Raw genomic sequence first — 1,154 nt, forward strand, 5'->3', positions numbered from 1 at the left:
GCGTCCGGAGCATCATTGACGTTCTCGATATTGATCTTGAGCTCGGAGAGGACCTCGGTCGTGCCGTCGGACAGGGTGAAGTTGATGGTGACTTCGCCGTAATAGTCGTTGGGCGGGTTGTAGCGGTAGGTGCCGTTGCCATTCAGGGTGATCTCGCCTTCGGAGGCGAAGACATCGGTGATCGTGACCTCGGCATTGTCGGGGTTGGAGATGGCGGTGAGGAAGTCCGCAACCGTCAGGTTGATGACGGTGTCTTCCAGCATATCCAGCGGCTCGGCGCCCGGGAGGATGGACGGGGCGTCATAGGTGTTGGTGACGTCGACCGTGATCGTACCCTGGGTCGTGGTCTCGCCATCGCTGACCGTGTAGGTGATGGTGGCTTCGCCGTAGAAGTCGTCCGCCGGCGTGAAGGTCAGTTCGGTGCCATTGATGGTCACCGTGCCGTTATCGCTTTCGGCCTCGGTGACCTCAAGGTCCGCGCCAGGGTCGATATCCGCGATATGGTCGGCGACATCAAGGACGATCGCTGTTTCTTCCTCGGTGGTACCGCCGTCGAAGTCGTCAGCGGTCGGCGCGTCGTTGGTGTTTTCGATAATGACTGACAGCGTACCCGTATCCGTTTCGCCGTCTTCGTCCTCGACCGTGTAGGTGATGGTGGTCGAGCCCTGGAAGTCGGCGTCCGGGGTGAAGGTGATTTCGGTTCCGTCGATGGAGATGGTGCCGTCTTCACTTTCGGCCGTGATCGTCAGTTCATCGTCGCTGTTGTCGACGTCGCTGATCAGGTCGGCGATGTCGATGACCTTGTCCTCGTCTTCGGTGCCCATGATCGAGGCGGAGTCGTCGCCGATCGGGGCGTCGTTGACGGCGTCGAGCGTATAGCTGAGCTCGGCTTCGATCGATCCGCCCTTATGGCCGTCCCAGACATTGTAGCTGAGGGTGATGTTGCCATTGTAGTCGGCGGCATGGCTGATGCTGTACAGGCCCTCTTCGACCTCGGTGATGATGGCGCCGTTGCTGGCCGTCAGGTTGATGATCGACAGGTCATCCGAGGTATCGACATCGGTGAAGCCAGCCAGCAGCTCCGCTTCGGTGACCAGGTAAGCTTCGTCTTCGGTGCCGTTTTCGAGCACGGTCTGTTCACCGGTCAGCTCCGG

General features: G+C 60.1%; 1 protein-coding gene. It reads right to left on the reverse strand.

The window, feature by feature from the left end; translation table 11 throughout:
• Positions 1–1,154, reverse strand: a 1,154-nt coding sequence (locus tag ABAC402_RS0121080) for a cadherin-like domain-containing protein (RefSeq protein ID WP_155847504.1), incomplete at both ends; no start/stop codon positions are given.

This window comes from Asticcacaulis sp. AC402, from assembly GCF_000495835.1.
Lineage (GTDB): Bacteria > Pseudomonadota > Alphaproteobacteria > Caulobacterales > Caulobacteraceae > Asticcacaulis.